Below are 25,963 nucleotides of genomic sequence, written 5' to 3'. Positions count from 1 at the left end.
CGTCAGAACAGTTCCCGCACATGCACGGCCTTTTTCTTCTCGGCTTCGTAAATACCAAATGTCGCCCGTGCCGTCGGACAGACCAGTCCGGTCGTGCCGCTGCGCAGCCAGGGCAGGTCTGCACCGGTGCCGCCGGCCAGCGCCGGAGTGCATCCGGAAAGATTGAGACCGACATCGACGCTGCCCAGTTTACTCGGCGTCAGCTTGATCACCGATTTGCCGGCAACCATCGTCAGCGGTGCATTCGCAGCAGTCGCGGTGGTGGTATCGGAAATGTGAATGGCGCTGTAAGGAACCGACGTGCAGTTGTCCAGACCGTTCAGCAACCAGGAGTTGCCGGTCCAGTACTGCGCCTGCACCGGCATTTCGAGCATGCCGAGCTTCGCCCCGAAAACGTTGGACAGCCGAAGTCGACCGTGCAGTATCCGCGTGCTGCCGCTTTCCTTAGGCTCAATCAGGCTGGCACCGTCAGGATCGGCCAGCGCCGCCTTGAAGCGGAAAGCCGGGTAGTAGTCACCCGCAGCCGGTACGGCAGCACGCTCGAAGCTGTAGGTATCGTTGATCGTGAAGATGCCTTCGGACCACAGGCTGTCATCCGGCATCGCGGGGAAGTCAGGCGTCTTCAGTTTAGTGGTGGAAACCGCAACCCCGCCGCTGTCACCGCTGATCGTCACATCGGCCAGCACGCTGTTCGGCAAGCCCCCGATACCAGCCTTGTAGCGCCGGGTGACCGGGTCGCCGGCACCGGCGGCGCCGGCGCCCTGCGCATGCGCCTTGACCGCCAGGGCGACGCCGAGATGATCGTCTCCCATATAGGTGAAGCCACTGCTGCAACCCGGAGTCAGCGTGCCGGCAAACGAGAAGTGGCTGGGACGCCAGCGTCCCAGCTTGCCAGTCGCCGTACTGCCGATGTTGCAACCGTACTTGCCCGCACTCAGGTCATTCGAGGTACTGCCGGAAATGCACTCATTCGGCTGGTCGACCGCAGTAAAGCTGCTATCCACCACAGCATCCGCCTCCAGCTGGATGTTCCCCACATCCTGATAGCGGAACGCATTGCCAACCGCCTTTGTTCCGTCGCCACTGCCGAAAACGCCGTTCAGCGCGGCAGAGATGTCGTCACCATTGTGATCATTGACCTTGGCGGCTTGCAGCAACGGCGTACCCGCATAGCCGCCGGCGACCCCGGCGGCGGCCGTCAGATCGAATGGCGAGCCGGCTACCGCCACCGGCGTGCCGGTCAATCCGGTATTGCTCATCGTCGAGCTGACGGCAAACTGCTGCGGCCGGATGGCGAAGTTGTCGGAAGAACAGGCCGGCGCAGCGCTGCCCACCCGCATCCGGACCTTCACGTTGGCGGCGGCGTTGGGGTAATTGAAGGAGACGCTCTTGCGACCACTGTTACCCGAAACAAAAGTGATGTTGCCCGCCGAAGTCAGAGCGCTGCCCGTCGGACAGGCGGAAGCTGAAGCATCGACGAGATCGACGGCGACCGTGCCGGTGTAGGTTGAATTGACGGTGGTCGGACTGTTCAAGGCCAGCACATCCAGATTGAAGGCGACTCCGGCGAGCTTGGTGAAAATCGGGTTCTGTGGCGCTTTGCCGCTTTCCACGGCATCGAAAGCGCAGGAATTGGCGGCAAAATTCACTGCGCAGCTCTCCGTCCCGCCGTTGAAACAACGCCCCGGATTGCTCGCCGAAGGCGTCGAACTGGCGACACCCAGCGTCACGTTACCTGCACTGGCCTGGCTCAGCTTGCGACTGGTGATCCCGCCGCTGAACGTGAAGGTATCACCGCCAACCCAGCCACTTGGCGAAAGACGTACCGTGACCGAGCCCGGATACAGCATCGAACAGGCCGAATCCAGACAGGCCTTGACCGTCACCTGCTCGGGCGCACACACCGAAGCCACCGCATCATGTTCGATCCGGATGTGATCGAATGAACCGGAACACTGCCGCCCCAGGGTCATGTCGGCCTCAACCTCGGCATTGTCCAGTTCGTAGTTATAGAGCTTGACCTCGTCAATCCGGCCACGGAAATTTCGCCCGGAAATCAGCGCACAGCTTCCCGTTGCCACGTCACCGCCAATGTAGAAGTTGCAATTGTTGGCCTGCAGCGTTCCCTGCCAGTTGTTGGTATTGGCATCCAGCACGCCGTTGATGTAGATACGTTGCCGGCGCGCGCCGGCGACAGAGTTGAAGGTGATGGCGATATGCGACCACTGGTTCAACGGCACCGTGGTTGCCGAACGGAAACTCGAAGCCCCCCACCACCAGTACAGCTTGCCATTCGGATCGAGGTGGAATTCGTAATTGGTATCGTTGGACAGGATCGACGAAAGCTCGCTGGGATACGCTGTCGGATAGACCCAGGCCGTTGCCGACAACTGGGTGGTGTAATCGAAGTTCGGACTGTCGGCGACTTCGACCACGGCCCGGCCATCGAAGCTCCCGGCGTTGCAGAAATCCCCGACCACCGCCGCATGCTGGGAAGCAATGGTCGGATTGGGCTCGATGGCATTGGTCGTGGTTGGCGACGAGGTTGTCAGGCGCCGCCCGTGCAACGCAGTACCACCGCTATCGATGACCTCGCCGGCAACACCGCCCCAGCTACCGGTCGGCTCATCAAGCCGGAAATGCGTCACCGCACTCGACAACACCCGCACCATGGCACTGGCCGATGTTGCCCCGGGCGACGTCACCGTATTGGTCAGCGAACCTGCCTGTGACAACGACACCGCCAGCGTCATCTGCGCCTTGACACCGGCCGGTAGGGTCGGGATCGTCCAGGTCAGCGTTTGCCCGCTAACGACCAGCGCGCCGTGCGTCAGTACATGCGTCACGTAACTCATGCCGGCTGGCAACACATCGGTCAGCACGACATCGGTCAGGTCGATGCTGTAGGTATTTTCGGCGGATACGGCGAAGGTCAGCACATCGCCCACCACCGCCGCTGCGGTACTGGCTACCTTGCCCAGCCGGGGTACCGGCGGCAGGATCGAATAGGTCTGACCGATGAAATTGCCATTACCGGCCCCAACCCCGCCCAGTACCAGCCCACTGGCAGTGGCGATCGTGTCGTTGTCGAGCAGGTTCAGGCCAAGCGTCCCGGCGTTGACTGCCCCGGTATTGGCGGTAACCGTCCAGCTCGCGCCCGCCCCGCTCACCGAGACAATGCTGCTGCCGGTGGTGCCGCCGCTTTCCACCAGCGCAAAATCGTTGCTGTCGACCCCGGTGACGCTGGCGCTGAAAGTCACGGTCCACGAAACACTGGCATTTGCCGTGGCCGGATTGGCGTTGGCACGGTTGATGGAAAGCACCGTCGGCAAGTCTTCCCAGGTAATGACGACCCGGCCGGCTGCGCCAGCCCCCCCCGATTGGTCAGTACCGTTTGTGGCATAGCCCGCCCCTCCGCCACCACCGTAGGTACTGCCGGGATTGCCAGTGTTCCGGGAGCTCAGCCCGGCGCCACCAGTCCCACCGCCGGTAGCAGTACCACTGCCCGCCGTATTGCCACTGGCATTGCCCCCCGTCCCGGTGCTGCCGGCACCGCCGCCGCCAGCCCCCCCGGCCGCGCCACTGGCGGTCGTACCAGAGGAACCATCGCCGCCGGCAAACACTACATCGCCAACCGCGCCCGCCACAGAACCTTGCCCGCCCGCGCCCCCGGAACTATTCGTGGCGGCGTCAGCACCACCAGCACCGCCCTTCGCCACCACGACATTGCTGGCAAAGGTCGAGTCGCCACCAGTTCCACCGGCACCCGTGCTGCCGCTACCGCCGGCACCGACAACAACCGCATAGGTAGCATTCGGCGCCACGGCAACAACCTTGCGCGCATATTGCCCGCCGGCACCGCCGCCGCCCTTGGCCGGATTACCCCTCGCGCCACCACCCGCACCACCGCCGCCCCAGGCTTCGACCGTCGCCGAAGTCACCCAGGCCGGCGCCGTCCAGTTTCCATTGGCCGTCAGCGTTACCGTCCCGGCCTGTGGCTGGGACAGCGACATGAACAGCAAGCCGAGAATGAGAGCGAAGCGGGTCTGCAGCGACAAGGTAATGGAGGGGAACAGGGAGGCTTTCTTCATTCAGGAGCACCGTTCAACAAGTGGTCATCGCCACGCAGCCGCAAAAACAGCAGAGGCGAGGCGGCAGTTGCCGGCTCGCCTCTGGCTGCAGACTGACTGGCTGCGATGCCTACGGAACACAAATCACGGTAGCCGTGGCGGCAGTTCCAGTGGTTGGCGTAACAGTGCAGGTGACGGTGGTTCCATCACCGGTAGCGCAGGAGCTACCGGCCGTCGCTGGCGCAAAGGTGTAGCCGCTAGTCGGCAATGGCGTCTGCATGATGGTATTGATCGCATCATCTTCACACGGCGTCGCGGAGCGATACGCAACGCCCTTGGCCGAGTTGGCCTTGCGCGCCGCGTAGTTCAATGCTGCGGCAGAGGAAATGCCACCGGCGATGCCTGCTGCGGCGGACGTCGATGCCTCGGTACTCAAGTCAACGAACTTGGGCAGGGCGGTCGCTGCCAGTATCCCCAGAATCACGATCACCACCACCAGTTCGATCAGGGTGAAACCCTTTTGCATCGTTTTCATTGCTTTTAGCTCCCTTGGAAAATTGACAATCAGCACCCGGACACCGTCAGGCCGCTGATGACGGCTGCCGAATTGGCGGCCGCAGGCTGGGTGTAGGTGAAGAAACAAGTATTTGCATCGGTCGCGCCGACCACGCCGAAACGGGCGACACCGCCCCCCTGGCTGTAGGTATAGCCTTCCGCTTCAAGCTGCGCCTGGCTGGGATTGAAGATCCCGGTCAGGCCGGCCATCGAAAGAATCCCCGGATTGCCACCAAAGTCGGTAACCGCCGGATAGCCGAAAACCATGTTGATCAGACCGTTTTCCGTACACACGGTACCGGTCGCCGCTGTGCTGTTGCTGGCCGTGCCACCACCGCCCGGACAGGCGGCCGGGTCGGCGACACCGGAACGCGACAGGACGGCTGCATGGACCAGCGCCGAGGCGGCGGAAACGCTGCCTCGGGCAGCTTGCAGCTTGGCGATGCGGGCATCGCGCTGGAGATCGATGAAACGCGGCAAGGCAACGGCAGCGAGAATGCCGAGAATGATCACGACGACGATCAGTTCAATCAGGGTGAAACCGGTCTGAAAATGACGACGGGCCGAAAGATCGTTTGCACGGATCATGGTGGGGCTTGCGAGCGAAGGAGTTGTTACTTTAGTCATAGATGCGCCTCATATCAAGTTGCATGATCACGGATTATCCAGACGGAGCAGACCGACCCCGCCGATCACGCCACGAACCCCGCTGTCTCCGGCCATCCGGCTCAAGCGGAAACGAGCCAGTTCGCCGTTGCGAAAACGATAAACCAGTTCCTTGCTGACACTGTCGTAATACCAGACAGATTCCTGCGTTGGCACCCGGTCGACCGCACCAATGTAGTTCGCCGGCCGTCCGCGTACCCAGTCGAACGGATTTTCGCTGGCCGGCAACTGGCCGCCAAAAACCTCGCGATGGGCAACGACTTCCATCAACTGCGCCCGGATCGCCGCTGCCTCCGTCTGGACCCCGGCTTCCTCCATCTGCGTACGGACGCGTTCGAGTGCCTGCATGACGAGCAGCGCCAGGACGGCGACAACCATGACGACGATGGCGAACTCGAACTGGCGGCGCATGACTAGCTCATTTCTTCACGGCTACCTTGCCCAGGTCCCACATCGGCAGGAAGATACCCAGTGCCAGCACCAGCACCATGGCCCCGAGACAGACGATGAGGATGGGCTCGATCTGCTGGCCCAGGGTCTTCAGTTCGTATTCGACTTCACGCTGGTACATCTGGCCGACTTCTTCCATCATGTCGTCGAGCGCACCGGACTCCTCGCCGACAGCCACCATCTGCAGCACGACCGGGGAAAAGAAGCCGGAGGCGATGGCCGCACGCAGGACGCTTTCGCCGCGTTCGACAGTGTCGCGCATACCCTCGATCTTGCTGGCGATGAAACTGTTGTCGACCGTCTGGGCCGAATTGCTCAGCGCCTGCATCAGCGGCACGCCGCTGCGGGTTCCCAAGGCGAAGCTGCGGGCAAAGCGGGCCATGGCTGCCTTGCGCACGATCTTCCCGGCAATCGGGATGCGCAGCGCAATGGCCTCCCATTGCATGCGCCCGGCCGGCGTGGCGACCCAAGCACGAAACGCGAATATCGCGGCAATCGCGCCGAGCAGCATCAGCGGCCACCAACTGACCATGAAATTGGAAAAGGCCAGCAGCGCCCGGGTCATCAACGGCAGTTCGGCGCCGAAGCCGGCAAAAACCTTGGCAAAGGCCGGAATGACGAAAATGTTGACGACGACGATGGCGGCCGCCATGGCCAGAACCACGAACATCGGATAGCGCAGTGCCGACTTCACCTGCTCGCGCATGAAGCGATCGAATTCCAGATGCTCGAAAAGCCGCAGGAATATCTCGTCGAGCATGCCGGTGGCTTCGCCGACCCGGACCATGGAAATATAGAAGGGGCCAAACACCTTGGGATGACGCGCCAGCGATACCGACAATTCGCGCCCGCCCTCCAGGCTTTCGCGGACGTCGCGGATGACTTCCTTCATCGCCGGATTGGTGGCCGACTCCTGCAGCCCCGCAAGCGCACGCATGATCGGTACGCCGGCCTTGAGCAGCGTGTGCAGTTGCCGCGAGAACAGCAGGATGTCGACATGCTGCACCCGCGGTGCAAACAACTTGATTTCAGTTCCGGCGCCGCCCTTGCCTGCCGACTGCGCCTTGGTCTCCCGGATCGATACCGGCGTGATGCCGCGCCCCAGCAGGATGTCGGCAACCGCGCCGGAGGAGACGCCTTCGAGCACGCCTTCGATCAGCTTGCCGCTGCCATCGCGCCCACGGTAGGCAAAATGGGACACCGCTTATTCCTCGAACTGGTTGCTGATGCGCATCGCCTCGGCAACGGTCGTCTTGCCACTGAGCACCAGGCGAACGGCGTCGCTGCGCAATGTCTGGCCAGCCATCTGCGCCCGCGCGACACGCATGAATTCGGCGGGATCGTCGTGGTTCATCGCCTCGACCAGGGCATCGCTCATTTCGAGGAATTCATAGACGCCGCTACGCCCCTGGTAACCGGTGTTGGCACAATGCGAACAGCCACGGCCATGGCGGTAGTTCTGCTGATCCACGGTCTCGCCGAGTTCGTAGCGCAACCATTCCCGTTCGCTCGGCGTCAGCGAGTACGCCTCCGAACAGTTATGACAGATCACCCGGACCAGTCGCTGGGCAACGATCATGTGTACCGACAGGGCCACCATGTAGCGCGGCACGCCCATGTCGAGCAGCCGGATCGGTGTCGAAATCGCATCATTGGTGTGCAGCGTGGACAGCACCAGGTGGCCGGTCATGGCGGCACGCATGCCGATTTCCGCCGTCTCCTGGTCGCGCATTTCGCCGATCAGCACGATATCCGGATCCTGACGCAGCACGGTACGCAGGACTCGCGAGAAGGACAGGTCGATCTTTTCGTGAACCTGCACCTGATTCAGGCCAGGCAAGCGGTATTCGACCGGATCCTCGACGGTGATCAGCTTCTTTTCCGGATTGTTCAGCTCATTGAGTGCTGCGTACAGCGTCGTCGTCTTGCCGGAACCGGTCGGACCGGTGACCAGCACCATGCCACTGGGTCGTTTCAGCGCATGCCGGAAACGATCGAGCATGTGCGGTGGCATGTGCATCTTGTCCAGCCCGAGCAGACCGTTGTTCTGGCTGAGCAGACGCATCACGATGGATTCGCCGTACTGGGTCGGCAGCGTCGAAATCCGCACGTCAACCGGATTGGCCCGGACCTTGATGTTGAAACGCCCATCCTGCGGCAGGCGTTTTTCGGAAATATCGAGCCCGGACATCAGCTTCAGGCGCAGCGCCACTGCCGACGAGACCTTGCCGTCAGCCTCGGTCTGGATGTGCAGGACGCCGTCGATCCGGAAGCGGATGCGCAGCAGTTTTTCCTGCGGTTCGAAGTGAATGTCGGAAGCGCGCAAGCGCATGGCTTCCTCGAACACGGTTTGCAGCAGCTTGACGACCGGCGCATCTTCGGCGCCTGGCGTCAGCCCGAGCAGGTCGCCGAACTCGACAGGCGTATCGCCAAGTTCTGCGGTCAACTCCTTGGCCAGCCCGGTAATCTGTTCGCCGCGGTGATAAACACGCTCGATCAGGGCCAGCAACTGGCTCTCGGTAACAACCGCCTGTTCGATGTCACTGCGGACGACCCGGCTGATTTCGTCATAGGCTTGCAGATCGGTCGGATCCGACATGCCGATGAGCAGGCGGCCGTCCGGCGTGCGGTCGAGAACCAGCGCGCGGAAACGCCGGGCAGGCGATTCCGGCAGCAGCCTGACCAGGTCCGGCTTGGTATCGAAATTACGCAGGTCGATGAAGGGAATGCGCAACTGTCTTGCCAGTGCCTGGGAAATGCCTTCCTCGGTCACGTAGCCGCTCTCGACAAAAACCCGCCCGAGCTTGCGCCCGGTGCGTTTTTGCTCATCGAGCGCAATCTTCAACTGCTCCGCGGTCAACAGCCCCTGCTCGATCAGCAGGTCACCCAGACGGATTTTTTGCGGGGGGGGCATCCCAACCTCCAAAACGGCTCAAGAAAGCCTCACAAGGCCATGAACTTACAGCAATAGTCCGAACCTTAGACGCTTTTAGCCGAGGTCACAAGTCACCCGGCCATGCCCCTTGTCGCAGAAATGACTCAGCGGTGGCGGCTGCCGCTGCGGTGTTGTTGCGGTCCACCCGGTTTTTGTGCCGTTTTTGCCGCCGGCGCCCGCCCTGCTTGCGGCTTGCGCGGGCCACGCGGCGGTTGCGCCGGCCGCGGTATGGCATGCGCCGACTGCTCGAAACCTTCGATGACGACACGCTCCAGCGTGCGCTTGATCAGCTTCTCGATGTCCTTCAACTGCGGCCGTTCGTCGTGGCAGACCAGAGAAATCGCCTCGCCTTCCATGCCGGCACGGCCGGTACGGCCGATGCGGTGGACGTAGTCTTCGGGCATGTTGGGCAATTCGTAGTTGATCACGTAGGGCAGCGCATCGATATCGATGCCGCGGGCGGCAATGTCGGTCGCCACCAGGGCGACCAGCTTGCCGTCCTTGAAATCGGTCAGCGCACGGGTACGGGCGCCCTGCGACTTGTCGCCGTGGATCGCTGCGGACTTGATGCCGGCCTTGTCCAGCGTACGCGCCAGTGCGTCGGCACCGTGCTTGGTCCGGGCGAAGACCAGCACCTGGTGCCAGCCGCGCGTCTGGAACAGGTGACAGAGCAGTTCCTTCTTCTTTTCGCGGTCGGTCTCGATGACTTTCTGCGTCACCGTCTCGGCCGCGGTGTTGCGCGGCGCGACATCGACCGACACCGGCTGATGCAGCAGGCCGCCGGCCAGCTCGCGGATTTCCGGCGAGAAGGTAGCGGAGAACATCAGGTTCTGGCGCTGCTTCGGCAGCAGCGCGATGATCTTGCGGATGTCGCGGATGAAGCCCATGTCGAGCATGCGGTCGGCTTCGTCGAGGACGAAAATCTCGATCGCCGACAGGTCGACCGTACGCTGCTGCACATGGTCGAGCAAACGCCCCGGCGTCGCCACCAGGATGTCGATGCCGCGACGCAGGTTGGCGATCTGCGGATTGATGCCGACGCCGCCGAATACCGCCAGCGAGTTGATCGGCAGGTGCTTGCCGTAAGTACGGACGCTTTCCTCGACCTGGATCGCCAGTTCGCGGGTCGGCGTCAGCACCAGCACGCGCGGCGTCTTGGCGACGCGCGCCAGGCGGTCGTTCGGGCCGGAGGCGAGCAGGTGCAGGATGGGCAGCGTGAAGCCGGCAGTCTTGCCGGTGCCGGTCTGGGCCGAAGCCATCAGGTCATGGCCGGCGAGCACGGCAGGAATCGCCTGCTGCTGGATCGGCGTCGGCGTGTCGTAGCCCTGTTCGGCGACGGCACGCTGGATTTCGGCCTTGAGGCCGAGTTCGGAAAAATGCATGGAAAACTCCAAAGGCAAACGCCCGGCCGCAGCCGGGTATCCGCACAATAATCAGATGAGGGAAAAGCCGCGTTCGAGGTCGGCTTGCAGGTCTTCGACCGCTTCCAGGCCGACCGCAATGCGCAGCAGGCCTTCGCTGATGCCGGCTGCGGCCCGGGCTTCCGGGGAAATGCGGCCGTGCGTGGTCGAGGCGGGATGGGTGATGGTGGTCTTGGTGTCGCCGAGATTGGCGGTGATGGACAGCAGCTGGCAGTGATCGACAACAGCCCAGGCCTGCTCGCGCGCGCCCTTGACTTCGAAGGAGACGATGGCGCCGCCGGATTTCTGCTGGGTTTGGGCCAGTGCGTGCTGCGGATGCGACGCCAGGCCGGGATAGAACACGCGCGCGACCTTGGGATGGCTTTCCAGCCAGGTCGCCAGACGCAGGGCACTGGACGCCTGCGCCTCGATGCGGATCTTCAGGGTTTCCAGGCCCTTCAGCAACACCCAGGCATTGAAGGCCGACAAGGTCGGCCCGGCGGTGCGCAGGTATTTGAAAACTTCCTCGGTCAGTTTCTTCGGACCGCAGACAGCGCCACCGAGCACGCGGCCCTGGCCGTCGATGTACTTGGTCGCCGAATGGACGACGAGATCGGCGCCCATTGCCAGCGGCTGCTGCAGGATCGGCGTGCAGAAACAGTTGTCGACGGCGACCAGGATGCCGCGGGCATGGGCGATTGCGGTCAACGCCCGGATATCGGCAATTTCGGTCAGCGGATTCGACGGCGTTTCGAGGAAGAACAGCTTCGTCTCCGGCCGGATCGCCGCTTCCCAGGCCGCCGGATCGGTGTGTGAGACGAAGGTCGTGGTGATGCCGGTGCGCGACAGGATGTTGTTGAACAGCTGCACGGTGGCGCCGAACAGGCTGTTCGAGGCGACGATGTGGTCGCCCTGCTTCAGGTGCGCCAGACACAGCGCCATGATCGCCGCCATGCCGCTGGCCGTGGCCACGCAATCCTCGGCGCCTTCAAGCGCGGCGAGGCGTTCCTCGAACATGGTCACGGTCGGATTCGAGAAGCGGGCGTAAACGTTGCCTTCCTCCTCGCCGGAAAAACGCTTGGCGGCCTGCGCCGCGCTGCCGAAGACGAAGCTGGAAGTCAGGTACAGAGCCTCGGAATGCTCGCCGAACTGGCTGCGTTCCTGGCCGGCGCGAACCGCCAGCGTCTCCGGACGGTAGTTTGAATGATCCGCCATCAGTCCTGTTCACCATTGGCCAGACCGAGCACCATCTGCTGCGATGCGCGCCCGTCGTCGGCGTCGTCGTTCTTGTCGTCGTTTTTCGCCGGCTTGCCGCTGCGCTTGCCTTCAACCGCGTCGAGGTAGTAATCGTCGATATCGCCGGTGATGTAGCAGCCGTCGAAACAGGAGGCATCGAATACCGTCAGGTCGCTGCGCAGACGGGTGATCGACTCCTTGAGCGCCTCAATATCCTGGTAGACCAGCGCGTCGGCGCCGATTTCGGCGGCGATCTGGGCATCGGTGCGGCCGGTGGCGATCAGCTCGGCGCGCGTCGGCATGTCAATGCCGTAGACGTTGGGGAAACGCACCGGCGGCGCCGCCGAGGCGAAATACACCTTGGTCGCACCGGCCGCCCGCGCCATCTCGACAATCTCGTGGCTGGTCGTACCGCGGACGATCGAATCATCGACCAGCAGCACCCGCTTGCCCTTGAATTCCTGGCCGACGGTGTTCAGCTTCTGGCGCACCGACTTCTTGCGCATTGCCTGACCGGGCATGATGAAGGTGCGGCCGACATAGCGATTCTTGACGAAGCCTTCGCGGAACGGAATGTTCAGCACGTGCGCCAGCTGCATCGCCGACGGACGGCTGGAGTCCGGAATGGGAATGACCACATCGATTTCGTCGACCGGAATCGTCTTCCTGACCTTTTCCGCCAGCAGCTCGCCCATCGCCAGCCGTGCCTCGTACACCGGCACGCGATCGATGACGGTGTCCGGCCGGGCAAGATAGACGTATTCGAAGATGCACGGCGCGTACATCGGCTGCTGCGCGCACTGACGGCTGTGCAATTGATGGTTGAGGTCGATGAACACCGCCTCGCCCGGCTCGATGTCGCGCACCACCTGGAAACCCAGCGTGTCGAGCGCCACCGATTCGGAGGCCACCAGGTACTCGGTGCCTTCCGGTGTCTCGTTCTGGCCGTAGATCAACGGCCGGATACCGTGCGGGTCGCGGAAAGCCAGCAGGCCGTAACCGGCGATGATGGCAACCACGGCATAAGCGCCACGACAGCGGCGATGAACGCCGGCGACCGCCTGGAAAATGCTGTCGACGTCCAGCTCGTAACCATGGGCAGCCGATTGCAGTTCATGCGCCAGCACGTTGAGCAGGACTTCGGAATCGGAATTGGTATTGATGTGCCGGCGATCCATGCGGAACATCTCGCCCTTCAACTGCTCGGCGTTGGTCAGGTTGCCGTTGTGACCGAGCACGATGCCGAACGGCGAATTGACGTAGAAGGGCTGAGCCTCGGCAAAATTGTAGGCCGAGCCGGCAGTCGGGTAGCGGACGTGGCCGATACCGCAGTTGCCCGGCAGCGCACGCATGTTGCGCGTGCGGAAAACATCGCGCACCAGCCCCGGCCCCTTGTGCAGGTGAAAGGTGTTGCCTTCCGCCGTGGCAATGCCCGCCGCATCCTGGCCGCGGTGCTGCAGCACCATCAGGCCATCGTAAAGCAACTGGTTGACCGGCGTGGTCGCCAAGACTCCGAGAATCCCGCACATAGTGTTTTTTCCTGACTAACTGAATCGAATTCGTTTGGCCAAATCGTGCGGCAATATCGGCTTCATCGCCAGCACGGCTGTTTCAAGCGGCGGCGCCAGCGTCGCGCCGCGCCACCAGGGCTGCGTCGGCGCCGCGGTCATGCCGCCCAGGGCGACCAGCAGCAGCGTCACCAGCAGGCCGCGCGCCAGTCCGAAGAACATGCCGAGCACCCGATCTGAGACTGACAGCCCGAGCGCCTTGACGGCCTTGAGGATGAGGATGCGGATGAGCGCCATGACGACGAGCACACCGACAAACACCAGCGTGCAGCCGATCAGCGCACGCACCGTCGGGTCCTCGATGCCGAAGGGCAGCATGGCGCCGACTTCGGCGCCAAATTCGAAGGCGGCAAAGATGCCCAGTCCCCAGGCGACCAGTGCAATGATCTCGCTGACCATGCCGCGCCACAACCCAAATCCGAGAGACAGCACGACAATGGTGACGGCAATGTAATCGAACAGCGTCATGGTTTCGGCGTGACCACACCGGAAACCCCGATGCGCTTCATCTTGTCGAGTGCCTTGTCGGCCGCTTCACGGCTGGGGAAGGGGCCGGCCCGCACCCGCGTTTTCGTACCCTGCGGCGAAGCCAGCGGCTCGGTGAAAGTCTTGATCCCCTGCTCGCCCAGTTTCTTGCGCAGATTGACGACGTTCGCCTCATTGGAGAAGGCGCCGATCAGGATCACGTGCGCCCCACCGGTCGCCGCAGGCGGCGTTGCCGACTGGCCGGCCAGGATCGCCGCTGCCCGTCTGGCTTCATCACTGACAACAGGCTTGGCCGGCTCCGGTTTTTTCTCGACCGGCTTCGCCGGTTTTTCCGGAGCTTTCTCCGGCACCTTTTCTGCAGTTTTTTCCGGCGCCTTGATCACCGGCTTTTCGACAACCGGCGGCGGCTCAACAGGCTTTTGCGGCACCGGCGGCGGCGCTACCGGGGCTTTTTCCGGTGCGCTTTCCTGCGGCACGGCGACCATGGCCGGGGCGAAAGATTTCTCGTCCTGGCCGGGAATGCGGATTTCGACATCCTGCACCGGCGGGCGCGGATCGTGGTCCATCAGCATCGGCAGCACCAGGGCGACAAGCGAGACGAAGAAGACGGCACCGACCAGGCGGCGGCGGGCGCGTTTCTTGAGTTGCAGCTGAGCGTCGTTGTCTTCCATCAATCAGGCTTTCCTGCCAAGCACTTCGAGCGCGCCGGCCACCGTGTAGAACGATCCGAAGGCCAGAATTCTATCACTTTCCCCGGCCCGACCCCGCGCCGCCTGCATCGCCGCTGCTGGTGTGTCGTGACAAAGAATCTCGCCACCCAGCCCGGACGCCCGGACGATCCCGGCCAGGGTTTCGGCCGGGGTGCCGCGCGGACCTGACAGGGTGGCCAGATACCAGTAATCGACGCGGCCCCTGAGCGGCGCCAGCGCCCCGGCAATATCCTTGTCCGAGAGCATGCCGACGACAGCGTACGTGCGGTCGAAAAAGCCCATGTTCGACAGGTTGTCGGCCAATACCTTGACCGCCTGCGGATTGTGGCCGACATCGAGGACGATCGCCGGCTTGCCCGGAACGACCTGGAAACGGCCACTCAGTTCGGTTTCGATCAGGCCGGGACGGATCGCCTGCATGGTCACCGGCAGCTTGTCGGCAATGGCATCCAGCGCGGCCAGCGCAACCGCCGCATTGAGCAGCTGCGTCGGTCCGCGCAGGCCGGGATAGGCCAGTGAGCGGCGGATCAACTGGTCACCGCTGCGACACCACCAGCGCCACTGCAACCGGTTTTCAGCAGCTTCGGCACCAGGGCGCTCGAAACCGAAGTCGCGACCGATCAGGCGCAGGTCGGCGCCGATTGTCGCGGCATGGTCGAGCAGGCGCTGCGGCGGCTGCGGGTCGGCGCACAGCGCCGGTTTGCCGCCGCGGAAGATGCCGGCCTTCTCGAAGCCGATGGATTCGCGATCCGGTCCCAGCCAGTCGGTATGGTCGAGCGCCACCGTGGTGACGATGGAAACATCCGGTTCATAGGCGTTGACCGCATCAAGACGCCCACCGAGACCGACTTCGAGTACCGCCGCCTCGACACCGGCAGCAGCAAAGACTTCCCAGGCAGCGAGCGTACCGAATTCAAAATAGGTCAGCGCTACACCAGTTGCCAGCCGCGCTGCCTCGACTTTGGCGAAAGCCGCGCACAGCGCCGCATCGTCGACCGGCACGCCGTTCAGACGGACGCGCTCGTTGTAGGCGAGGATGTGCGGCGAGGTGTAACAGCCGACCTTGTAGCCGGCGCGGTCGATGATGTTCTCGAGGTAGGCGCAGGTCGAGCCCTTGCCGTTGGTGCCGCCGACGACGATCACCGGGCAGTGCTGAATCTGGCCGAGCGCCGCCTTGACCTGGCGGATGCGCTCCAGGCCCAGCTCGATGCCAGCCTGCCCCTTCGGATGCAGGCCTTCGAGATGTGCCAGCCAGTCGGCGAGAGTCTTCAAGCGGCGGCCGGCTGGTTGAGCAGCAACGCCAGCGTCCGCGCGACCTGATCACGCATTTCGCGACGATCGACGATCATGTCGATGGCGCCCTTGTCGAGCAGGAACTCGGCACGCTGGAAACCTTCCGGCAGCTTCTCGCGCACCGTCTGTTCGATGACGCGCGGGCCGGCAAAGCCGATCAGCGCGTTCGGTTCGGCGATGACGACGTCGCCGACGAAGGCGAACGAGGCCGAAACGCCACCCATGGTCGGGTCGGTCAGGATCGAGATGAACGGCAGGCCAGCCTGTGACAGCTTGGTCAGCGCCGCCGTCGTCTTGGCCATCTGCATCAGCGAGAACAGGCCTTCCTGCATGCGCGCACCGCCGGAAGCGGTGATGCAGATGAACGGCGAATTCTGTTCGAGCGCGGCATTGACCCCGCGGACGAAGCGCTCGCCGAGCACCGAACCCATCGAACCGCCCATGAAGTCGAACTCGAAGGCAGCGGCAACGACGGGAATCGTATTGATGGCCCCCTGCATGACCACCAGCGAATCGCTCTCGCCGGTGTCGCGGTTGGCTTCCATCAGACGATCCGGATATTTCTTGGAATCCTTGAATTTCAGGCTATCGACCGGCAGCACCTCGGCGCCGATCTCGAAACGGCCTTCCGGATCGAGCAGCACGTCGATACGCTGGCGGGCATTGATCCGGTGATGATGGCCGCACTTCGGGCAGACCTGCAGGTTGCTCGCCAGGTCGGTTGCGTAAAGCACCGCTTCGCAGGCCGGGCATTTGCTCCACAGGCCTTCCGGCAGGTTGCCGCGGCGCTGCTGGGCGCCTTGTTCACGCTTGATTTTCGGGGGTAGCAGTTTGGTCAGCCAGCTCATTTCTTCACCTCATCCACACCGCGACGAATGTCCGCGACCAACGCCTTGACGTTGGCACAAGCGGTTTCTGCGGTCGACTTCTCGATTTCTTCAATAATCCGGCTGCCGACGACGACGGCGTCGGCAAAGGCAGCGATGCGCGCGGCAGTGGCCGCATCGCGGATGCCGAAGCCGACACCGACCGGCAGGCCGGTCTTCTCGCGGATCGCCGGCAGACGCTCGGCGACCGCCTCGACGTTGAGTGCGCCGGAACCGGTAACCCCGGCCAGCGACACGTAATAGACATAGCCGCTGGCAATCTTTGCGACCTGAGCGATGCGTTCTGCGGTCGACGTCGGTGCGATCAGGAAAATCGGATCCATGCCGTTCGCCTTCATCGCGGCACCGAAGTTTTCCGCTTCTTCCGGCGGGTAATCGACGACCAGCACACCGTCGACGCCCGATTGCGCTGCCTTCTCGGCAAAGCGCTCGAGCCCCATGGCTTCGATCGGGTTAGCGTAGCCCATCAGCACGACCGGCGTCCGGTCGTCCTCGGTGCGGAAGGCGCTGACCAGTTGCAGCACCTTGCGCAGGCTCATGCCCCTGGCCAGGGCACGCTCGGAAGCGCGCTGGATGGTCGGTCCATCGGCCATCGGGTCGGAAAAAGGCACGCCGAGTTCGATCACGTCGGCACCGGCCTCGACCAGCGCGTGCATCAGCGGCAGCGTCAGTTCGGCATCAGGATCACCCGCCGTGATGAAGGGAATCAGCGCCTTGCGGCCTTCGGTGTTTAGCCGGTCAAAAGCGGTCTTTATGCGCGACATTTTAGAATACGATCCCGGATTTTTCGGCCACGGTGTGCATGTCCTTGTCACCCCGACCGGAGAGGTTGACCAGCAGAATCTTGTCCTTGGCCAGCGTCGGCGCCAGTTTGGCGGCATAGGCCAGCGCGTGACTGGATTCCAGCGCCGGAATGATGCCTTCGATGCGACACAGCGTGTGAAAAGCCTCCAGCGCTTCGCTGTCGGTCACCGGCTGGTATTCGGCGCGGCCGATATCCTTCAGCCAGGCGTGTTCCGGGCCGACGCCGGGATAGTCGAGACCGGCCGACACCGAATGGGTTTCTATGATCTGACCGTCTTCGTCCTGCAGCAGGTAGGTGCGGTTGCCGTGCAGCACGCCGGGCACACCGGCGGTCAGCGACGCCGAATGGCGGCCGGTTTCCATGCCGTCGCCGGCGGCTTCGACACCGATCAGGCGCACGCCGTCGACGTTGATGTACGGGTAAAAGATGCCCATCGCGTTGGAGCCACCGCCAACACAGGCGATCACCGCATCCGGCTGGCGCCCGGTCATTTCCGGCATCTGCTCCAGGCATTCCTCACCGATGATCTTCTGGAAGTCGCGGACCAGCATCGGGTACGGGTGCGGGCCGGCAACCGTGCCGATGATGTAGAAGGTGTTGTGGATGTTGGTGACCCAGTCACGCATCGCTTCGTTGAGCGCATCCTTCAGCGTCTTCGAGCCGGATTCGACCGGCACCACAGTCGCCCCCAACAGCTTCATCCGATAGACATTGGCTGCCTGACGCTTGACGTCCTCGCTACCCATGTAAACAACGCACTCCATGCCGTAGCGGGCGGCAACGGTCGCCGTGGCGACACCGTGCTGGCCGGCGCCGGTTTCGGCGATGACCCGCGGCTTGCCCATGCGGCGGGCAAGCATGGCCTGGCCGATGCAGTTGTTCACCTTGTGCGCGCCGGTGTGATTCAGGTCTTCGCGCTTCAGATAGATCTGGGCCCCGCCGAGCATCTCGGACCAGCGCTTGGCGTGGTAGATCGGCGACGGCCGGCCGACAAAATGCTTGAGCTCGTATTCGTACTCGGCACGGAAGGCCGGATCGGCCTGGGCGGCAGCATAGGCAGCCTTCAGTTCGTCAAGCGCGCCGAACAGCGTTTCGGCGACAAAGACGCCGCCATAGGGACCGAAATGACCGCTGGCGTCGGGAAAATTGTAATGCGATTGGGACATGGCGAAACTCCTGGAAAATGGGTGAACGGGAAAATGCAGCCGTCCCGTCTCAGGGATGGTTCGCCAGATGACGCCGCCAACAGGTTCGGGTGATACCGCCCACCGATTTCCGCATAACTTTCCTAAACTCCGCCAATCGCCGCATCGGCTGCCCGCACGGCAGCAACAAAAGCGGCGACCTTCTCGTGATCCTTGATGCCCTTGCCCGCTTCGACCCCCGACGAGACATCGACCGCCGCCGGTCGCACCCGACGGATCGCGTCGCCGACATTGTCTGCGTGCAGCCCGCCGGAGAGCACCAGATGCCCCGGCAAACCCGCCGGAATCAGCGTCCAGTCGAAAACGTGACCGCCGCCGCCGTAGCCTTCGACAAAAGCATCGAGCAACAAACCGCGCGCATCGGAATACGAGCACGCGAATTCTACCAGATCGAGCCCCGGCCTCACGCGTGCCGCGCGCAGCCAGGGTCTGGCGAAGCTGCGGCAGAACGCCGGCGTCTCGTCGCCATGGAATTGCAGCAGGTTGAGCGGCACCGTCGCGCAGGCCGCCGCGATTTCCTCGGCCGAAGCATTGACGAACAGGCCGACGACATCGACAAAGGGCGGCACCCGGCGCGCCAGTTCGGCGGCCCGCTCCGGCGTCACGTAACGAGGGCTGGGCGGGTAGAAGACGAAGCCAACGGCGTCGGCACCGGCCTCGACGGCAGCGTCGACATCGGCTTCGCGGGTCAGGCCGCAGATCTTGATGCGGGTTTTCATGTCAGCATTCCATCGAGAAAATCATCGGCCGGCTCGGGCAGGCCCCAGTGCGCTTCATAAACCGGACCACGGAAGTACAAGCCGTCCGGCGAAAAGGTCGGCGCCGCCTGCGTGCGGTCGCGCATCTGCAGCAGCGCATCGACCCACTCCGGCGACTGCGCGCCCTTGCCGACATGCACCAGCGTACCGACCAGGTTGCGCACCATATGATGCAGAAAGGCCGAGGCGGCGAAATCGAAAATGAACATCGCCCCGCACTGGCGCACCGAGGCAGCAGTCATCAGCTTTACCGGCGATTTTGCCTGGCATTGCGCGGCACGGAAGGCGGAGAAATCATGTTCGCCGGGCAGTCGACAGCAAGCGTCCTGCATTGCCGCCAGATTCAGCGGCAGATGAAACCAGCCCACCCGCCCCTGCCACAGACCTGGCCGTTGCGGCCGGTTGAGCAGCAGGTAGCGGTAACGCCGGCCGTGGGCGCTGAAACGGGCATGAAATTCGTCGCCGACCGGCTGCGCCCAGCGTACCGCCACACCATCCGGCAGATGCGAATTGACACCGCGCACCCAGGCCGTCAGCGGCCGCGCCACCGGCGCATCGAAATGCACGACCTGCTGGATCGCATGCACGCCGGCATCGGTGCGGCCAGCGCACAGGGTCGCCACCGGCTGACCGGCAATCTGCGCCAGTGCCGCTTCCAGTACGTCCTGCACGGTGCCGCCACCGGTCTGGCTTTGCCAGCCGCGGAACGGTGAGCCGAAGTATTCGACGCCTAGCGCAACTCTCAAGATATCACCACAGCAATCAAGCAACAGAGGGACAGGGCAAGCAGCAGAGTGTCCCGCCCCTGCCAGGCAGCCACCGTCAGATGCACGACCTCCGGCCCCTGTTCAAAGTCCGGCGCCGCCGCCAGCACGCGCCGCCAGGCACCCTTTTCCTGCTCGCGCTGCAGATTCTCCAGGACCAGCGACAGGCGAACCACCAAGCGTTCGCTATCCAGCCCCAGACGCCGACACGGCCGCAACAGACCCCACAACCCGGCCAGCAGGCCAGCCCGGCCGAGACGGGCGAACAGCCAGGCCAGACAGCCCAGCATGACGACGAGCCGGACCGCATGCAGACTGGCTTCGGCCAGCCCTTCGTAGGTCGGCGCCCAGGCCAAGTCCGCATAGGCTTCGCCGGGAGTGTTGTAGGCCAGGATCAACCACAGCGTCAGCAGCAGCCAGCGGGCACGCCGGACAAATCCCAGCCACGGGCGAAGCACGCCGGGGACAGCCAGCAGCACGATGGCGACAACGGCCAGCCCCGGATAGTCAAGGTACTGGACGGCAACAACGGCGGCGAACCACAGGGCAAGAGCAGCAGAAGGATGCAAAAAATGGCTCCAGAAACACAAACGGCCCCGCGCGGGGCCGTTTGCCATTCGCAGGAATGCGATTTTACCCGCCTAAACGACCAAGTATCGTCTCGGCTTCTGCAACGAGATCGGCAGAACCTTCACCAAGCACTTCCTGCAGCAACTCGCGAGCGCCTTCGAGATCACCCATTTCTTCGTAGGCCTTGGCCAGATCGAGTTTGGTATTGACCTCTTCCCACTGGGCATCATGCACTTCAGCTGCAGGCGCAGCCTTGGGCTCCGGCAAATCCGCCACTGGCGCAGGCGCCGCGTCAGCCACCGGCTCTGCGGCAAGATCGAGATTGATCGAGCCGATATCGAATTCGGAAGCCATCATCGGCTGACCGAGGAACACCGAGTCGCTCAGCTTGACATCGAAATCCATATCATCAATGTTGCCGGCAACCGGGTTGACCACGGTATTGACCAGATCTGGCGCGTCCATGACCAGATCCTCGTCATCATGCTTGCCAACCGGGAGAGGCGCGGCCGCAGCTGGCGGCTCCACCGGAACGAGTTCCGACAAATCCTCGACTTCCTCGGCAATCGACGGTTCGTCCTCTGCTGCTGGTTCCGACAACACATCTTCGGAGACGGCAAACCCGGCAGTGGCCGGCACGTCATCAAGCTCGAAATCCGTATTTACCGACTGACCAAACCCAGGACCGGAAGAAATGACCAACGTGCCTTCCGGCGAAAAATCCGGCGTCGCATCCAGACCACCGAAATCATCCGGCTCGGCCAAGGCATCGGCAACCGGCAGATCGAGCGACGGCAGATCCGCCACTGGCGCCTGAAACGAGTCGGCTGCCACCGGCGCGTTATCGAGCCCCGCCAGTTCCGGCGCAACCCCGGCCATGCCACCGAGGTCAAAATCTAGCGCATCCGGCGAACTATCCGCGGTCACCACGGTATCCACATAGGGCTCTTCGACAATTTCGGCTGCTGGCTGAACGGGGTCACCCAGATCGAAGTCCAGACTCATTCCATCATCGACCTGAAGCTGCTCATCTTCGCTAGGCACTTGATCAAGGATTGGCGTCTCGCGAATCTGCGTATCGCCGAGTGGCGATGGCTCATCAACCGGTTCATCCGGCGCCCCGGATACAAGGCTGACAAGCTCATCTTCGGCAACAGCTGCAGCGACGGGGAAAGGCTCGGCGAGATCACCGACCATCAAGCCCGCAGCAGCCGATGCTGCGACCTGCCCCGGCTTGACCACCAGGGTCGCATCGGGATCGAATGCCCTGGCCTGAACCGGCTTTGCTGCCTGTGAAACTCCACCGTACAGGGGATTCTCCGGATCAATTTCAGCACCAAGTGCTGCGACTTTTTCCCATTCGGGTCCCAGGCCAGCGGTCTGCGCGTAAAGTTCCCCCGCCAGCGTCTCGAACTGCTTCAGGCTGCGCCGATTGGCGTAAATCTCCAGAAGTTTGGCATGAATGGCAAGGCGATTCGGGTCCTTCTGCATTGCTTCAAGAAGGATTTCTTCCGCTTGGGCATCCCGCCCATACGCCATGTACACATCGGCTTCTGCGACCGGGTCAACTTCGTCCGTATCGATCGTCCCCGGTCCGGCCTGACTGAACTCGCCGGTATGCGGCGGCGTACTGCCAGTATCCACGCTCTGCCCACCGGTCATCCGGAAGACTGAATTGGGACCAAGACTCGAAGGCGAAGGTGCTGCCGTGGTCTGCATCGATGAGTTGTCGACCTTGCGCCGGCGATACAGCAGCAAGCCTGTCAACAACGCAATGGCCGCAGCCCCGCCAGCCAGCGGCAGGGGATTTTCCATCAGGGAATCAAGCAGCCCAGGCTCTTCTGGCAGTGGTACGTCGGCTACCACTGGCGGCGGCACAGGGGGCTTCTTCTCGATGACAGGCGCCTCCTGCGGCGTTGCAGGTAACGGCGAAACCGTAGCTTCTGCCGCGGCAGCGGGTACCTGGGCATCGACAATACGTGCACCACCTTCGGGGGCTGCCTGCTGGGCAGGCACTTCTGGCGGCTTGACTTCAGGAACAGGGGCAACCGGCTTCTCAAGTTCGGCCAGGCGCTGGTTCTTCATTTCCAGCAGCTTCTGCAACTCGCCGACATTGCGCTCGAGCGAAGCCAGACGTGCCTGGGCTTCCTGCAATGCCTTCTCCGCGGCAACCCTCTCCACATCAGCGGCTGCAGGTGCATCGGCCCGCGCAACCTTGACCTGATCCTTGGCAGGATCAACGGCTGGCGTTTTTTCTTCAACTTTCGGTGTAATTCGACCGCCGGCGCTCTGCGTTGCCGGCGCATCGCTGCGAGTACCAGTTGCCGCTGCAGCTGCGAGCTTGCGTCGGTACGCGGCAAAGTCGCCAGAGGCCACATAAACATGACGGGCATCCTTTTCCGATACCGCAGCGACACTCGCCTGATCGGGAATATTCAGGATGACACCGGCCTTCAGCCGATTGATGTCGTTACCAATGAAGGCATCGCGGTTGTTCCGGTACAAGCCAACCAGCATCTGCTCAAGCGAAACATTTGCATATTGGCTTTCGGCTGCGATCTTGCGCAAGGTGTCGCCACGTTCAACCATACGGGTTGCCGAGCCAGCCTTGTCTGCGGTCGCCGGCTTTTCCGCCGCAGATCTGGCTGGCGAGGCATCAGCAGTGACAACCGGCGGCTTCTGCGGCGCTGGCGGCTGCCGCTGGACCCGCGGCTCCGGCATGGCACCACCACCCCGCACCGTTTCCACGATCTTGGCATCAACGCTGCTGCGCATGCCCTGACCTGAAGCGAACTCCGGCGGATCAAGCAGGAAGGTGTATTCACGAACCAGACGACCGGACGGCCAGGTCAGTTCAACCAGAAAATCAAGAAATGGCTCGTTGACCGGACGCGCCGAACTCAGCTTGAGAACTGATTTACCGTTCGCCCGTCTTTCGACCGCAAAACGCAAGTCCTGAAGCGACGATGCGTAATCCACACCAGCCTGTTTGAATACATCCTGAGGTGCTAGGCGGGCAGTCATGCCAACCAGCTCCTCACCCGTCGCGGATATCTCGACTTCCGCCTTCAGGGGCTGACCAAGGCTCGATAAAATCGTCAGTTTTCCCAAGCCGGCAGCTTCGGCGGCAGAGGTCGCAAGCGACATACAGGAGGCGATGGCGATTGCCAGCGCACATTTCTTGAATTTGGAAGAATTGTTCTCGGTCACGGCCATGCCCTGAGCGTCTAACTTGGGAGAATCAAATTAACATCATGGACTTAGCAATGCAAGCTAAACCCGCTTCTCAGTTATGGCCTTTTTGCATATACCCAACAAATAAAAAACGGGGCAAAAGCCCCGTTTTTCTGGGAAAGCCAGCAATCAGGCCTCGAGCAGGATACGCAGCATCCGACGCAACGGCTCGGCAGCGCCCCACAGCAACTGGTCGCCGCAGGTGAAGGCGGCCAGGTACTCCGGCCCCATCGCCATCTTGTGCAGACGGCCGACCGGCACGGTCAGCGTGCCGGTGACGGCAGCCGGGGTCAGCTCGCGCTCGGAAATCTCGCGATCATTCGGCACGACCTTGGCCCACGGGTTGGCCTTGGCGAGCATGTCGGAAATTTCGTCCAGCGGCACGTCCTTCTTCAGCTTGATGGTCAGCGCCTGGCTGTGGCAGCGCATGGCGCCGATGCGCACGCACAGGCCGTCGATGGGAATCGAACCCGCGGTGCGGAAAGCCGGCTTGCCGAGGATCTTGTTGCACTCGGCGCCGCCCTTCCACTCTTCCTTCGACTGACCGTTCTCGTAGGGCACGTCGATCCACGGGATCAACGAACCGGCGAGCGGCGTATTGCGGAAGTTCTTCTTCGGGAAACCGTCGGAACGAATGGTCTCGGCAACCTTGCGGTCGATATCGAGGATGGCTGAAGCCGGATCGGCCAGCAGGTCCTTGACTGAGTCATGGATGACGCCCATCTGGCTGATCAGTTCGCGCATGTTCTGCGCACCGGCGCCGGACGCCGCCTGGTAGGTCATCGACGTTGCCCATTCGATCAGGTCGTTCTGGAACAGACCGCCCAAGCCCATCAGCATCAGCGAAACAGTGCAGTTGCCACCGATCCAGTTCTTGCCGCCCTTGGCCAGCGCGTCCTTGATCACGTGCATGTTGACCGGGTCGAGGATGATCACGGCGTCATCGGCCATGCGCAGTGACGAGGCGGCATCGATCCAGTGACCATTCCAGCCGGCAGCGCGCAGCTTGGCGAAGACTTCCTTGGTGTAGTCGCCACCCTGGCAGGTGATGATGATCTCGCAGGCCTTCAGCGCGTCGATATTGGACGCGTCCTGCAGCGGCAGCGAGGCTTCCTTGCCGCCGAAGACCGGCGCCTTGCCGCCGGCGGCGGAGGTCGAAAAATAAACCGGGTCGATGTGGGCGAAATCGCCCTCTTCGACCATGCGCTGCATCAGCACGGAACCAACCATGCCACGCCAACCGACCAGACCAACCTTCTTCATGACTTTCTCTCCGAATACAAGCTTTGTTTAACGCGCGAACCGCAGCTTCGGTTTACGCCAGCGCCGCCAGCACGGCGTCGCCCATTTCCTTCGTACCGACCTTGTTGGTCCCGCGCTCGTAGATATCGCCGGTGCGATAGCCCTGGGCCAGAACCTTTTTGACCGCGTTTTCCACCCGCAGTGCCTGCTCTTCCAGGGCAAAGGTGTAGCGTAGCATCATCGCCGCCGACAGGATGGTGGCCAACGGATTGGCCACGCCCTGGCCGGCGATGTCCGGTGCCGAACCATGCGACGGCTCGTACAGGCCCTTGTTCTTGTCGTCGAGCGAAGCCGACGGCAGCATGCCGATCGAACCGGTCAGCATCGACGCTTCGTCGGACAGGATGTCGCCGAACATGTTGCCGGTGACCATCACGTCGAACTGCTTCGGCGCCTTGACCAACTGCATCGCCGCATTGTCGACCAGCATGTGGCGGAGTTCGACGTCCGGGTAGTCGTGCGCGATCTCGATCATCACATCGCGCCACAGCTGCGTGCACTCGAGTACGTTCATCTTGTCCACCGAACACAGCTTCTTGTTGCGCTTCTGCGCCGCCTGGAAGGCGACGTGGCCGATGCGGCGGATTTCCGATTCGCTATAGACCATAGTGTTGAAGCCGACGCGCTCGCCGTTCTCCTCGCGGATGCCGCGCGGCTGGCCGAAGTAGATGTCGCCGGTCAGTTCGCGGACGATCAGGATATCGAGGCCGGCAACCACTTCCGGTTTCAGCGTCGACGCGTTGGCCAGTTCCGGGTAAAGGATCGCCGGACGCAGATTGGCGAACAGATTCAGATCCTTGCGGATGCCGAGCAGGCCGCGCTCCGGACGCTTCTCGCGTGGCAGGCTGTCCCACTGCGGGCCGCCGACGGCACCGAGCAGCACGGCGTCGGCTTCACGCGCCAGCTTGCGGGTGGCTTCAGGATATGGCTCACCAGTGGCGTCGACCGCAGAACCGCCGAGCAGCGCTTCTTCCATCTCGAACTGGAGATCGAGGGCATTCAGAACACGCACAGCCTCAGCCGTGATTTCGGGACCAATGCCGTCCCCCGGCAAAACACAGATCTTCAT

The 25,963-nt window shown here is 62.8% G+C and carries 21 protein-coding genes; all 21 read right to left on the bottom strand.

What is annotated here, in order from left to right; all coding sequences use genetic code 11:
* Positions 1-2 precede the first annotated feature (2 nt).
* Positions 3-4,091, bottom strand: coding sequence for a DUF6701 domain-containing protein (locus BJN45_RS09960; RefSeq protein WP_076094754.1), 4,089 nt, complete (start codon positions 4,089-4,091; stop codon positions 3-5).
* Between the two features lie 109 nt (positions 4,092-4,200).
* Complete coding sequence (locus BJN45_RS18175; RefSeq protein ID WP_076094752.1) at positions 4,201-4,605, bottom strand: pilin; 405 nt, start codon at positions 4,603-4,605, stop codon at positions 4,201-4,203.
* Between the two features lie 29 nt (positions 4,606-4,634).
* Positions 4,635-5,213 carry a type IV pilin protein gene (locus BJN45_RS18170; RefSeq protein ID WP_076094749.1) on the bottom strand — a complete coding sequence of 193 codons (579 nt, stop codon included), beginning with the start codon at positions 5,211-5,213 and terminating at the stop codon, positions 4,635-4,637.
* A gap of 66 nt (positions 5,214-5,279) precedes the next feature.
* Complete coding sequence (locus tag BJN45_RS09945) at positions 5,280-5,702, bottom strand: hypothetical protein (protein WP_076094747.1); 423 nt, start codon at positions 5,700-5,702, stop codon at positions 5,280-5,282.
* Between the two features lie 7 nt (positions 5,703-5,709).
* Positions 5,710-6,942, bottom strand: a complete 1,233-nt coding sequence (locus BJN45_RS09940) for a type II secretion system F family protein (protein ID WP_076094744.1) — start codon at positions 6,940-6,942, stop codon at positions 5,710-5,712.
* A 3-nt stretch (positions 6,943-6,945) separates the two neighbouring features.
* Complete coding sequence (locus tag BJN45_RS09935) at positions 6,946-8,655, bottom strand: GspE/PulE family protein (RefSeq protein WP_076094741.1); 1,710 nt, start codon at positions 8,653-8,655, stop codon at positions 6,946-6,948.
* Positions 8,656-8,780: 125 nt separating this feature from the next.
* Positions 8,781-10,058 (bottom strand): DEAD/DEAH box helicase, encoded by a 1,278-nt coding sequence (locus BJN45_RS09930; protein ID WP_076094739.1) that lies wholly within the window; start codon positions 10,056-10,058, stop codon positions 8,781-8,783.
* 51 nt (positions 10,059-10,109) lie between these two features.
* Positions 10,110-11,291, bottom strand: coding sequence for an O-succinylhomoserine sulfhydrylase (locus BJN45_RS09925; RefSeq protein WP_076094737.1), 1,182 nt, complete (start codon positions 11,289-11,291; stop codon positions 10,110-10,112).
* Positions 11,291-12,841 (bottom strand): amidophosphoribosyltransferase, encoded by a 1,551-nt coding sequence (gene purF / locus BJN45_RS09920; RefSeq protein WP_076094735.1) that lies wholly within the window; start codon positions 12,839-12,841, stop codon positions 11,291-11,293. The genes BJN45_RS09925 and purF overlap by 1 nt, the downstream gene beginning before the upstream one ends.
* A 15-nt stretch (positions 12,842-12,856) precedes the next feature.
* A complete protein-coding gene (locus BJN45_RS09915) occupies positions 12,857-13,348 on the bottom strand; it encodes a CvpA family protein (RefSeq protein ID WP_076094733.1) in 492 nt (163 codons plus the stop codon).
* The gene (locus BJN45_RS09910; protein ID WP_076095257.1) at positions 13,345-14,037 is read right to left on the bottom strand and encodes an SPOR domain-containing protein; all 693 of its coding nucleotides are present in this window, start codon (positions 14,035-14,037) and stop codon (positions 13,345-13,347) included. Before BJN45_RS09910 ends, BJN45_RS09915 begins: the two co-directional genes overlap by 4 nt.
* Positions 14,038-14,040: 3 nt before the next feature.
* Positions 14,041-15,348, bottom strand: coding sequence for a bifunctional tetrahydrofolate synthase/dihydrofolate synthase (folC, locus tag BJN45_RS09905; protein WP_076094731.1), 1,308 nt, complete (start codon positions 15,346-15,348; stop codon positions 14,041-14,043).
* Positions 15,345-16,217 carry an acetyl-CoA carboxylase, carboxyltransferase subunit beta gene (gene accD, locus BJN45_RS09900; RefSeq protein ID WP_076094729.1) on the bottom strand — a complete coding sequence of 291 codons (873 nt, stop codon included), beginning with the start codon at positions 16,215-16,217 and terminating at the stop codon, positions 15,345-15,347. The genes folC and accD overlap by 4 nt, the downstream gene beginning before the upstream one ends.
* On the bottom strand, positions 16,214-17,020 hold the full coding sequence (gene trpA / locus BJN45_RS09895; protein WP_076094727.1) for a tryptophan synthase subunit alpha: 807 nt from the start codon (positions 17,018-17,020) through the stop codon (positions 16,214-16,216). Before trpA ends, accD begins: the two co-directional genes overlap by 4 nt.
* 1 nt (position 17,021) lies before the next feature.
* Positions 17,022-18,227: a tryptophan synthase subunit beta gene (gene trpB / locus BJN45_RS09890; RefSeq protein WP_076094726.1), complete on the bottom strand. Its 1,206-nt coding sequence runs from the start codon at positions 18,225-18,227 to the stop codon at positions 17,022-17,024.
* A 122-nt stretch (positions 18,228-18,349) separates the two neighbouring features.
* Positions 18,350-18,985: a phosphoribosylanthranilate isomerase gene (locus tag BJN45_RS09885; RefSeq protein WP_076094724.1), complete on the bottom strand. Its 636-nt coding sequence runs from the start codon at positions 18,983-18,985 to the stop codon at positions 18,350-18,352.
* Positions 18,982-19,770 (bottom strand): tRNA pseudouridine(38-40) synthase TruA, encoded by a 789-nt coding sequence (truA, locus tag BJN45_RS09880; protein WP_076094723.1) that lies wholly within the window; start codon positions 19,768-19,770, stop codon positions 18,982-18,984. The genes BJN45_RS09885 and truA overlap by 4 nt, the downstream gene beginning before the upstream one ends.
* Positions 19,767-20,357: a CbiQ family ECF transporter T component gene (locus BJN45_RS09875; RefSeq protein ID WP_170873068.1), complete on the bottom strand. Its 591-nt coding sequence runs from the start codon at positions 20,355-20,357 to the stop codon at positions 19,767-19,769. The genes truA and BJN45_RS09875 overlap by 4 nt, the downstream gene beginning before the upstream one ends.
* Before the next feature lie 64 nt (positions 20,358-20,421).
* Positions 20,422-23,382, bottom strand: a complete 2,961-nt coding sequence (locus BJN45_RS09870; protein WP_170873067.1) for a FimV/HubP family polar landmark protein — start codon at positions 23,380-23,382, stop codon at positions 20,422-20,424.
* A gap of 339 nt (positions 23,383-23,721) precedes the next feature.
* The gene (gene asd, locus BJN45_RS09865) at positions 23,722-24,855 is read right to left on the bottom strand and encodes an aspartate-semialdehyde dehydrogenase (protein ID WP_076094718.1); all 1,134 of its coding nucleotides are present in this window, start codon (positions 24,853-24,855) and stop codon (positions 23,722-23,724) included.
* Between the two features lie 52 nt (positions 24,856-24,907).
* A complete protein-coding gene (leuB, locus tag BJN45_RS09860) occupies positions 24,908-25,963 on the bottom strand; it encodes a 3-isopropylmalate dehydrogenase (protein WP_076094716.1) in 1,056 nt (351 codons plus the stop codon).

The sequence above is a fragment of the Azonexus hydrophilus genome, assembly GCF_001956855.1.
GTDB classification, from domain to species: domain Bacteria; phylum Pseudomonadota; class Gammaproteobacteria; order Burkholderiales; family Rhodocyclaceae; genus Azonexus; species Azonexus hydrophilus_A.
Note: the sequence above shows the minus strand (reverse complement) of the source record. Positions and strands in the feature narration are given on the sequence as shown.

Coding starts and splice junctions, on each gene's coding strand:
- BJN45_RS09960 (WP_076094754.1), bottom strand. CDS start 4,091: ATGAAGAAAGCCTCCCTGTTCCCCTCCATTACCTTGTCGCTGCAGACC.
- BJN45_RS18175 (WP_076094752.1), bottom strand. CDS start 4,605: ATGAAAACGATGCAAAAGGGTTTCACCCTGATCGAACTGGTGGTGGTG.
- BJN45_RS18170 (WP_076094749.1), bottom strand. CDS start 5,213: ATGATCCGTGCAAACGATCTTTCGGCCCGTCGTCATTTTCAGACCGGT.
- BJN45_RS09945 (WP_076094747.1), bottom strand. CDS start 5,702: ATGCGCCGCCAGTTCGAGTTCGCCATCGTCGTCATGGTTGTCGCCGTC.
- BJN45_RS09935 (WP_076094741.1), bottom strand. CDS start 8,655: ATGCCCCCCCCGCAAAAAATCCGTCTGGGTGACCTGCTGATCGAGCAG.
- BJN45_RS09930 (WP_076094739.1), bottom strand. CDS start 10,058: ATGCATTTTTCCGAACTCGGCCTCAAGGCCGAAATCCAGCGTGCCGTC.
- BJN45_RS09925 (WP_076094737.1), bottom strand. CDS start 11,291: ATGGCGGATCATTCAAACTACCGTCCGGAGACGCTGGCGGTTCGCGCC.
- purF (WP_076094735.1), bottom strand. CDS start 12,841: ATGTGCGGGATTCTCGGAGTCTTGGCGACCACGCCGGTCAACCAGTTG.
- BJN45_RS09915 (WP_076094733.1), bottom strand. CDS start 13,348: ATGACGCTGTTCGATTACATTGCCGTCACCATTGTCGTGCTGTCTCTC.
- BJN45_RS09910 (WP_076095257.1), bottom strand. CDS start 14,037: ATGGAAGACAACGACGCTCAGCTGCAACTCAAGAAACGCGCCCGCCGC.
- accD (WP_076094729.1), bottom strand. CDS start 16,217: ATGAGCTGGCTGACCAAACTGCTACCCCCGAAAATCAAGCGTGAACAA.
- trpA (WP_076094727.1), bottom strand. CDS start 17,020: ATGTCGCGCATAAAGACCGCTTTTGACCGGCTAAACACCGAAGGCCGC.
- trpB (WP_076094726.1), bottom strand. CDS start 18,227: ATGTCCCAATCGCATTACAATTTTCCCGACGCCAGCGGTCATTTCGGT.
- BJN45_RS09885 (WP_076094724.1), bottom strand. CDS start 18,985: ATGAAAACCCGCATCAAGATCTGCGGCCTGACCCGCGAAGCCGATGTC.
- BJN45_RS09870 (WP_170873067.1), bottom strand. CDS start 23,382: ATGACTGCCCGCCTAGCACCTCAGGATGTATTCAAACAGGCTGGTGTG.
- asd (WP_076094718.1), bottom strand. CDS start 24,855: ATGAAGAAGGTTGGTCTGGTCGGTTGGCGTGGCATGGTTGGTTCCGTG.
- leuB (WP_076094716.1), bottom strand. CDS start 25,963: ATGAAGATCTGTGTTTTGCCGGGGGACGGCATTGGTCCCGAAATCACG.